Source organism: Frankia sp. CeRuru1 (assembly GCF_977966315.1).
Genome location: NZ_CDWWEW010000191.1, coordinates 1 through 9,635, shown reverse-complemented (window position 1 = coordinate 9,635; position 9,635 = coordinate 1). Strand labels below are relative to the sequence as shown.

Below are 9,635 nucleotides of genomic sequence, written 5' to 3'. Positions count from 1 at the left end.
GTCGACACCCTGCTCACCTACGGAACCGGTCTGGCCACCGACCGCTTGGCCGTGCTGCCCCTCGGCGGCCCCACCCCGGGCCTGACCGCCCTGGACCTGCGCGACGGCACCATCGCCTGGACCGATCCGCCCGGCACACCACCGCCCTCCAGCTCGCTGGTCGCCATTGACGGGACCGATGCGCTGCTGCTCCGTACCGCCGGACCCACCCTCGAGCGGCTGAACCTCTCCACCGGCCAGACTCGGTGGCGCACCACCCTGACCGGCCGCTTCTCCACAGCCGCTCCCCTGGTCACCGACGAGGCAATCGTGCTCGTCACCGGCGACGGCATCGCTCACCGGCTCGACCCGGATCACGGCGGCATCCTCGACCGCCAGCACCTGCACGGGCTGCGCCCCGCCTACGGTCCCTACCGGTCCACTGGTACCGGCGCGCCCACCACTGCCGTCCATACCCCACTCGGACCGATAATCGTGCTGCTCGATGGCAGTATCTGGCAACTGGACAGCCCCGCTGGTCCGCTGCTGGTCGGCGACGTCGCGGCGCCCGTCACCACCCAGCCTGTCCTGCTCGGATCGAACACCCTCGTCGTGCTCAGCACCGACGCGGTCGTTCACCTGCTCGACATCAACGCCACCGCAACCCGCCCCATGCTTGCCGGTCCGGCATCGCGGTCTGCCTCATGACCAGCGCCATCCGCAACCGAATTCTGGCACCTACCCGCGGGACCGCCACCCACCGTAGTCCCAGGCCTGATTTGATCCTAAGTTCCTGGGTATTAGACCAGGAGATGATCATTCCACACAGGGGGAGGTGATTTAATGACGTCTGAGCCGAGGAGAACCTTGTCGGACGTTTCGTCGGACTACGTACTGGATGCCGGGTTCGATTCGCTACTGGGCACGCAACTGATCGATTTCAGTCCGACGGCGATGGTAATTATCGATCCGGATCTGCGGGTGCGACGAAGCAACCGGTCCTTTCGGGAAATATACGGCCTGTCTCCCGAGCAACTGGCGGGAACATCCATCCCCGAGCTGCTGCCGGATATGGACCCGCGGGTGTGGAAGCTTGCCCGGTGGGTCCTGGCCAGCGGTGAATCAGTTGAAGACACGGAGATCATCGGTAGGAACGTGGCTTTCCCGCAGGAGGAACGCACCTGGCGCTTTTCGCACTTTCCGCTCCGGGACTGTGAGGGGGTGCCCGCGGCGGTTGGCGTGACGCTGGTCGATGTGACGGATCAGCGCCGTGCCGAGCGGAAGCATGCGGAAGCAGAGCGGCGACTGCGGCTGCCCACCCGGGCGAGCACACTCGTCGGGCGATCCCTGGAACTGGACGCCACACTGGCGAGTATAGCCGATTTGATGGTACCGGAATTCGCCGACACCTGCAGCGTGTACCTGCTCGACGAACCCCTTGACACAGACGCCAGACCGGAGCTGTTGGAATTGCGCCGCGCCATAAAAACACGCGTTTCCGGTCCGCCCTTGCAAAGTTGCGACATCCCGTTCTCAGCTGCCGGAGAGATCCTTTACTGCCACCGAAACTCTCCGATCTACCAAGCCTTTGCGTCGGGTCGCCCGTTTCACCACGCGGCCGACGATGAATCGTTGATCAGTCGAGATGGCCGCCAACCTTGGTGTACGTATCTCAGCCGCCATCGCCAATGCCCGCGCGTACGCTCGCGAGCGGGAGGTTTCTGTCACGCTGCAGCGCAGCCTGCTTGCACCCGACATCCCGGCCGTGGCCGGAATGGACATCGCCTGGCGGTACGAGCCGGGCTCCCTTCCCGGCCGGTCGCCCTGCGCCGAGCCGGGTCCGCCGATCGACGCCGAGGTGGGCGGGGACTGGTTCGACCTCATCCCGCTCTCGGCGGGTCGGGTAGCTCTCGTCATCGGAGACGTGGCCGGCCGCGGTGTGACCGCCGCCGCCGTCATGGGTCAACTCCGCACCGCCAGCCGGGCGTTCGCCTCACTCGATCTGCCCGCCGACGACGTACTCACCCACCTGGACAACCTTGCCCAGACCATCGGGGCAGGGCCTGACGGTGCCTTGGCGAGCTGCGTCTACGCGATCTTTGAGCCCACCACCGCGACGATAGTCCTCGCCAACGCCGGCCACCCCCCTCCCGCCCTGCGTGATCCCGATGGCCGGGTCCGCCTCCTGACCGGCGGGGGCGGCGCGTTTCTCGGTATCGGCGGGCAAGTTTTCGTCCAGACCTGCTACCCGTTCCCCGTCGGGGCGACGCTCGCGCTCTACACCGACGGCCTCCTCGAGTCACGCGATATCGATATCTTCCAGGGAATCGGCCGGCTACAGCACGCTCTCGCGGACGCCGGCACCGCGGACGCCACCGCCGACCGGCTGATGCGCCTGGTCGATCAGGCCAATCGAGACGACGACGTGGCGCTCCTGCTCGTCCGGGCCGCCGCGGCCATCAACACTCGCACCCTTACCATCCCTCTCACCCTCGACCTCAGGGCCGTCGGACAGGCTCGCCACGCCGTCAACGCCGCGCCGCGTCGCTGGCAGCAGCCCGAAACCATCGAGACCGCGGAACTACTGGTGAGCGAGATCGTCACCAATGCGATCCGCTATTCCCGAGTCCCCGGCGAACTCGTGCTCCGCAGCGTCCCGACGGCCCTCTACATCGAGGTCTCCGACAGCGACAGTCACCTCCCCCGTGTCCTCCACTCCAACGAGCAGGAAGAACACGGTCGTGGCCTGATCCTCGTCGATGCACTCGCTGCCCGGTGGGGCACCCGCCCTACCCACTCCGGCAAGACGGTCTGGTGCCAACTCGACACCGGCACTGACACCGGCCCGGAAATCTTCACCTAGATCTCGTCCACGAACCCGCTGTCCCCAGGCGCGTGACGGCGCGTCGATGCATCCTCGGAAGCCCCGGGGTGGGACGCCGCCTCAGCGGCGAAGCTCTCAGCCGGGCCGGTCGGACACCCTGACCTGCACTGTGTGGTCCCTGCCGTCTCGGTGGACGCCTAGCGTCACCATGTCACCCGGGGATACCTCGCGGAGCCTGGCGGAGAACTCCCCGGCGGAGGCGACCGACTTGCCGTTAAAGCTACGGATGACATCACCGGGTAGAACACCTGCCTTGCCCGCGGGCCCGCCGCGCACGACGGCCAGCACGAGCGCCCCGGCACGCACGTCCAGTCCGAGCCGCTCAGCGATCGCCGAGGTGAGGGTGGCGAGCTGGACGCCGACGAAGGCGTGCTTCACGGTCCCGGTGCGCAGCAACTGCTCAACGGCGTCAACCGCGGTCGCGGACGGTATCGCGAAGCCCAGCGACGAGGCTCCGGTCGACGGTGGGATGTAGGCCTCGTTGATGCCCACGACCCGGCCTTGGCTGTCCAGCAGCGCCCCACCGGAGTTACCGGGCGAGATCGCCGCATCGGTCTGGATAAGGTCCACCAGCGGCCGCCCCTGCCCGCCCTGCTGACCGGAGACGGGAAGGTTCCGGTTCACGCCGGAGATGATCCCGGCGGTGACGCTGTTCTCGAATCCCAGCGGGCTGCCGATCGCCACCGCCAACTCGCCCACCTGGGGCAGGTCCTTACGGAACGTCGCGGCGGGTAGGCCGGTCCGGTTCACCTTCACCACGGCGATGTCGCTGATCTCATCGGCGGCCTGTACCCGACCGGCCACCCGGCGGCCGTCGGCGAAGGCCACCTCGGCCTTTCCACCGGATGCCTGGGCAATCACATGCTGGTTGGTGACGATGACACCGTCGGCGCGGTAGACGATGCCGCTGCCCAGCTCGTTCCCGACCAGGATGGTGACAACGGACGGCTCGACGTCGGAGACGATGCCCGCAACGGCGCCGAGCCCGGCTCTGTCCGCGGCGGCGGCTCGGTCCGCCGTCGGCGAGCCGGGCCCGCCGCCAGTACCGCAGCCGGTGGCGCCCACCAGCATCGCGGCAGCGGCGACGATCCCACTGATCCAGCCGGTCAACCGGCTCACGCTCCTGCCATACCCGCCAGAAGCTCCTGCCATACCCATCAGAACAGCCCGAACGCACAGCGGGCGGGGCCGGCGCACACAGCCCAGCGCATCGACCCGTCCGGCCCGGTGCTGTGGTCCGCCTCGCCGTACGCCGCGGTCATCGGACCCGGAACCGTTCGGCGTCCCACTGCCGCACCGACAGGCCCAGGCCGCACCGCGACCGATCCGGGACCAGCGTCCCGTCCGGCCGCGTATCGAGGACCCCGTCGAACAGCAGATGTTCGACCCGGACGTGGTCGTGGAAGTACTCGAGGTGCCGCAGATGCCACACCGCGGTGCAGGCGTGCACGCTGACCTGCGGCGCACAGTGGGCGGACAGGTCGATCCCCCGCGCGTCGCACAGCGCCGCCGCCCGCAGGAACCCGCTGATGCCGCCGCAGCGGGTGACGTCCACCTGCAGGCAGTCGACAGCACCCGCGGCCAGCAGCCGTTCCAGACCGGACAACGTGTAGCCGTACTCGCCGGCCGCGATGTCCATCCCCGCCGGGCCGCGGTCCCGCAGCAGCCGCAACCCCTCCAGGTCGTCGGAGCTGACCGGCTCCTCGAACCAGCGCACATCCTGCTCCGCGAAGATCTCCGCCAGCATCAACGCCTGCTTGCGGCTGTACGCCCCGTTCGCGTCCACATAGAGCTCGACGTCGGATCCGACTGCCCGCCGGGCCACAGCCACCCGCTTCCGGTCCGCCGCCGGGTCCCGGCCGACCTTCATCTTCACCCGCGGGATACCCGCCGCCGGCCCGGACCGTCACCACCACCAGGGTGACGGAACCCCACTCCAGCGTCCCGTCCGACGCGGGCTGCTCGGTCGGCACCAGGTAGGCGGCGACCTCCACGCTCTCAACCGCTGGCATGCCTGCTGTCTCCCCGAAACCGCGGCCCGCCACGCCTACCCGGTCGCCCAGACCGCCGCCCCGGGACGGGGTGGGCGGCCCTCCGGCACAAAATCCTCCTCCGAACGTTCACCTTGGCTGGCGAAGCCAAGAGACAACCTCGGCCCCCGCAACCCGCCGGTCACCTCAAGGCACCAGTGGCAGTCGCACCAGCCTTCGGCGGGACCGAGTCACCAGGGCGGTGCCGGCTCTGCCGGCGAGCGCCCAGGCGGTACAAAGCGAGCATGCTCGCGGCGTGCAGGCAGTCCACAGCGACGCCAAGCCGGCCCGGCGGTAGCAGGCTCTGGACGAGATGGCGGGCTCCCAGCACCCGCACGGCTGCCGGCCGGGCGCGGCTGGAGGAGTGGGCCGCCCGCGGCCCGCAGAACCAGCCCGGGCTGCGCCACCAGCAGGATCCCCCACCCGGTCCGCATGGCCCTGATCGCCGCCCACCCGGTCCGACCGATCCGCCACATTGTTGGTCCCGCACATTGTTGGTCCCGCGGCTGGTTCCAGGCCGCGGGACACCGCCTCGGCTGCCACGATCCGTACCGTGGTCAGGTCCCCTGTTCGGACCGTTCCCGCTGCTCGTGGCCTTCGGCTTCCCTCTCGTGGGCCTGAGCCTGAGCCCGGGCCTCTTCCGCCTCGCGCTGCTCCCGGCCCTTCTCCTCCTGCTGCTGCCCCTCCTGCCGCAGCCCTTCGCTGCCGGTCACATCGGCTGCCGCTTCCTTGATCTTGCCTTTCGCCTCTTCGAATGCGCCCATGAGTGAGTGTTCCCTCCTGACTGACTTTTTTGGCAATCTTGGTGTCACCTACGGCGGCCGATCGGCACGGGCCACCAAGATAAGCGTTCCCACCTGGGCGGACGTTCTCCCCTACCGCTGGGATTCGTCAGGCAACCGAAAGATCAACAGGCTGGCCCGGCGCGCCCGTCGCCGGCCCCCTACCGGTGCCGGGGCATCCGGTCGGCCCCGACTCCCATGCCGGCCCCAACTCCCATGCCGGCCGCGGTGACCACGGCGGCGGCCGCGGACACGCCGGCGAGCACCCCGCGGCGGTGCTGGCTGAGCCAGAGTTCCGGGCTGTGGGCGTGGGCGCGGTCGTCGAAGTCGCCGTGCGCGCCGTGGTCGCCGGGCACCGGATAGAAGATGTTCTCGCCGAGCATCGGGTTGTGGTCGTCGGGTGCCTGCTGGCTGGCGTAGCCGGTGCGGGCGAGGTAGCGGTCCAGCAGCGCGGGCGCGATCCGGTTGCCAAGGATGGTGGCGACGGTGGAGGCGCCGACCCACATGCTGCGCCGTGGGTGCTCGGCCGCGTGGACCACCGCACGCGCGCCCACCTCGGGCTGGTAGATCGGCGGGACGGGCCGCGGGTGGTGACGCAGCCGGGAGAGCACCCAGTTGAACTGGACGGTGTTGAGCGCGGGCATGTGTACCATCACAACCCGCACGTTGCTGCCGTCGTGCAGCAGTTCGGTCAGCACCGACTCGGTGAAGCCGACGATGGCGTGCTTGGCTCCGCAGTAGGCCGACTGCAACGGGATACCGCGGAAGGCGAGGGCGGAACTCACCTGGATGATCACCCCGTGGTCACGTGCCATCATGTGCCGCAGCGCCGCACGGGTTCCGTTGACATGGCCCAGGTAGGTGGTGACTGTGGCGCGTTCGAACTCCTCCGGGGTGATCTGGGGAAAGGGAGCGAAGACGCTGGCCATCGCGTTGTTGACCCAGACGTCGACCGGCCCCAGCTCCGCGCGCGCCCGCTCGGCGGCCTCCTGCACGGCCGCGGCGTCGGCGACGTCCGCGGGCAGCGCGAGGCCGCGCCGGCCCGCCGCCGCCACGTCCGCTACCGCACCGGCCAGACCATCCTCGCCACGGCCAGGACACCCACGTCGTAGCCGCGACGCGCGAACTGCCGGACGATCGCCCGACCGAGCCCCGCCGAACCCCCGGTGACCACCACCACTCCGCGCCGGCCGCCCGGCTGGTCAGCTGATCTCCGCATCATCCCTCCGTCCAGTCCCGGGATACGTCCAGTGCCGGGATATTCAGTGGTCACGGATCCGCTGTCCCGCGGCGCGGGCGGCCAGGCCGCCCGCGACCGCCACGGCAACGCCGAGACCGGGCAATACCGCCAGCGACGCGGCCCGTGGCGACGAGGGCCGCTCGACAGCCTGCTCCGGCCGGGCTGCCGGCACGTCGCCGAACCGGGCCATGGCCACCACTTCGGCGAGATGGACGGCCTGCCGCCCACCGGCCTCGCCCTGCTCGATCTGTGTGCGGCAGCTGAAGCCGTCCGCCAAGACCAAGGCGCCGTCGGGCGCGTCGCGCAGGGCGGGAAACAGCACCCGCTCCCCGCAGGCCTGTGACACGTCGTAGTGGCCCCGCTCGCAGCCGAAGTTGCCCGCGAGTCCGCAGCAGCCCGAGTCCAGCACCCGCGGGTCCATCCCCATCTCGCGCATCAGCGCGGTGTCCGCGTCGAAACCCAGCACCGCGTGCTGGTGGCAGTGGGTCTGGACCATCGCGGGCCGGCCCAGCGACGGAGGTTGCCAGCCGGGCGTTCGGTCGTACAGCAGCTCGGCGAAGGTCAGGGTCTGCTGGCGCAGCCGGGAGACGTCGGGGTCGCGCGGGAACAGTTCCTCGGCGTCTGAGCGGAAGACCGCCGTGCAGCTCGGTTCGAGCCCGACGATCGGCGTCCCGGCCCGCAGGTACGGATGCAGCAGCCGGGTCGTGCGCCGCAGCACCCGCTGCGCGGTGGCCAGCTGGCCCGTGGAGATCCAGGTCAGGCCGCAGCACACCGTCCCGCCGGGCATCACGACCCGCCAGCCGGCGTCCTCCAACACCTCGATCGCCGCCTGCCCGATGTGCGGGTGGAAGCGGTTGGTGAGCCCGGGCGCGGTCGCGAGCGCGTTCACCGTCCGGGGCGCCAGGGAAGCGAGCCTGGCGGCCAGCGGCAGCCATCCCATCGAGTAATGAGCCAGCGGCCGGATGCGCGCCGCATAGTGGTGGGCCAGAAACTCGGCCTTGTAGGTGGCCATGTCCACGTTCACCGGGCAGTCGCTCTTGCAGCCCTTGCAGGCCAGGCACAGGTCGAGCGCGTCACGCACCGCTGTCGAGCGCCAGCCGTCGCGGATCGGCGAGTCCGGGTGGCCCGCCAGCATCTCGAACAGCAGCCGGGCTCGGCCCCGAGTCGAATACTCCTCCTCCCGGGTGACCATGTAGGACGGGCACATCACACCGCCGCCCTCGCGGCGGCAGCGGCCGACCCCGACGCAGCGCAGCACCGCCCGGCTGAAACTGCCCCCGTCATGTGGGTAGCGGAAGAAGCTCTCCGTCTCGGCGGGTTCCCAGTCCGCGCCCAGCCGCAGTTTGTCGTCAATCGGATAGGGAGCCACGACCTTGCCGGGGTTCATCCGGTTCCCCGGATCGAAAATCGCCTTGAACTGACCGAACGCGCGGACGATGTCCGCGCCGAACATCTTCGGCAGCAGCTCGCCGCGCTGCTGGCCGTCGCCGTGCTCCCCGGACAGCGACCCACCATAGGAGGCGACCAGGTCCGCGGCCCGTTCCAAGAACTCCCGATAGCTACCCACCCCAGAGGCGGTGACCAGGTCGAACGGGATCCGGCTGTGCACGCAGCCCTGCCCGAAATGGCCGTAGAGCGACGCCTCGGAGAACCCGAACTCGCCGTACAGCTTGCGCAGGTCGCGCAGGTAGTCGCCGAGCCGGTCCGGGCTGACCGCGCTGTCCTCGAACCCGGGCCGGGTCGTCGAAGAACGACGCCACCGGCGGATGCGGCGAGGAGCACAGGTCGTCCAGCATCGCCCGGGCCTTGCGGTCGGCCTCCTCGGTTGTCTGGCCGCCGAACTGCACGAGCAGCCAGCCGGCCGATCCCTCGGGCAGCAGCGCCAACGCCTCCGGGTACAGGTGCTTCTCCCACTCGAAGTGGATCAGCCTGTCGTCCAGGCCCTCCAACGCGATCGGGTCGTGCGGCAGCACCCGCCGTACCGCGTCCCCGGCCGCGGCGATGTCCGGGTAGCCGAGCACGACCAGCGACTGTGCCGGCACCACCGGCACCAGTTCCAGCTCGGCCCGCAGCACCGTGACCAACGTCGACTCGCTGCCGACCAAGGCCCGCGCGACATGGAAGTGCTTTTCTGGCAGCAGGCTGTCCAGGTTGTAGCCGGACACCCGCCGCGGCACCTCCGGATAGCGCCGCCGGATCTCGGCCAGATAGTGGTCCCGCAGCTCCCGCACCTGCCGGTACACCTGCGCCCGACGGCCTCCCGCACGCACGGTCTCGACATACTCATCGTCGGATGTCTCCCCCACCCACATCCGGGTCCCGTCATACAGCAGCACCTCCAGGCGGGCGATGTTGTCCACCATCTTGCCGGCCCGCTGTGCCGTCGACCCGCACGAGTTGTTCCCGATCATCCCGCCGAGGGTGCAATGGCTGTGCGTGGCCGGCTCCGGCCCGAACCGCAGCCCATGCGGCGACAGCAGGTCGTTGAGATGGTCCAGTACAATGCCCGGCTCCACCACGCACCGCCGGCCATCCGGATCCACCGACAACAGCCCGGTGCAGTACTTCGACCAGTCAATCATCACCGCCGCGTTCGTCGGCTCCCCCGCCAGGCTCGTCCCCCCACCCCTCGACAGCACCGGCGCGTCATGCTCCCGGCACACCGCGACCGCCTCGGCACCCGCCTCCACCGGCCTCGGCACCACCACCCCGATCGGCAC

8 protein-coding genes and 2 pseudogenes are annotated in these 9,635 nt (G+C 69.8%); 3 read left to right on the top strand and 7 right to left on the bottom strand.

Annotated features, from left to right (window positions below; genetic code table 11):
* The 3 genes and pseudogenes from AC08OP_RS14580 to AC08OP_RS14570 form a co-directional block, all read left to right on the top strand.
* Nucleotides 1–687, top strand: a 687-nt coding sequence (locus AC08OP_RS14580; protein WP_476614689.1) for an outer membrane protein assembly factor BamB family protein, incomplete at its 5' end; no start/stop codon positions are given.
* Nucleotides 688–822: 135 nt separating this feature from the next.
* Nucleotides 823–1,251 (top strand): annotated as a pseudogene (locus AC08OP_RS14575) (PAS domain-containing protein); the annotation flags it as partial.
* A gap of 373 nt (nt 1,252–1,624) precedes the next feature.
* On the top strand, nt 1,625–2,842 hold the full coding sequence (locus AC08OP_RS14570; RefSeq protein WP_476614688.1) for an ATP-binding SpoIIE family protein phosphatase: 1,218 nt from the start codon (nt 1,625–1,627) through the stop codon (nt 2,840–2,842).
* A 96-nt stretch (nt 2,843–2,938) separates the two neighbouring features.
* On the opposite strand, the gene AC08OP_RS14565 is transcribed toward AC08OP_RS14570, so the two are convergent.
* The 7 genes and pseudogenes from AC08OP_RS14565 to AC08OP_RS14535 form a co-directional block, all read right to left on the bottom strand.
* Nucleotides 2,939–3,982, bottom strand: coding sequence for a S1C family serine protease (locus tag AC08OP_RS14565; protein WP_011436419.1), 1,044 nt, complete (start codon nt 3,980–3,982; stop codon nt 2,939–2,941).
* Between the two features lie 139 nt (nt 3,983–4,121).
* Complete coding sequence (locus AC08OP_RS14560) at nt 4,122–4,733, bottom strand: enolase C-terminal domain-like protein (RefSeq protein WP_476614687.1); 612 nt, start codon at nt 4,731–4,733, stop codon at nt 4,122–4,124.
* Nucleotides 4,734–5,450: 717 nt separating this feature from the next.
* On the bottom strand, nt 5,451–5,657 hold the full coding sequence (locus tag AC08OP_RS14555) for a hypothetical protein (protein ID WP_476608019.1): 207 nt from the start codon (nt 5,655–5,657) through the stop codon (nt 5,451–5,453).
* A 179-nt stretch (nt 5,658–5,836) separates the two neighbouring features.
* Nucleotides 5,837–6,730, bottom strand: coding sequence for an SDR family oxidoreductase (locus tag AC08OP_RS14550; RefSeq protein ID WP_476614686.1), 894 nt, complete (start codon nt 6,728–6,730; stop codon nt 5,837–5,839).
* 5 nt (nt 6,731–6,735) lie between these two features.
* Nucleotides 6,736–6,894, bottom strand: coding sequence for an SDR family NAD(P)-dependent oxidoreductase (locus AC08OP_RS14545; RefSeq protein WP_476614685.1), 159 nt, complete (start codon nt 6,892–6,894; stop codon nt 6,736–6,738).
* Nucleotides 6,895–6,937: 43 nt separating this feature from the next.
* Nucleotides 6,938–8,683 (bottom strand): FAD-binding and (Fe-S)-binding domain-containing protein, encoded by a 1,746-nt coding sequence (locus tag AC08OP_RS14540; protein ID WP_476614690.1) that lies wholly within the window; start codon nt 8,681–8,683, stop codon nt 6,938–6,940.
* A gap of 67 nt (nt 8,684–8,750) precedes the next feature.
* Nucleotides 8,751–9,578, bottom strand: a pseudogene (locus tag AC08OP_RS14535) (FAD-binding oxidoreductase); the annotation flags it as partial.
* Between the last annotated feature and the right edge of the window lie 57 nt (nt 9,579–9,635).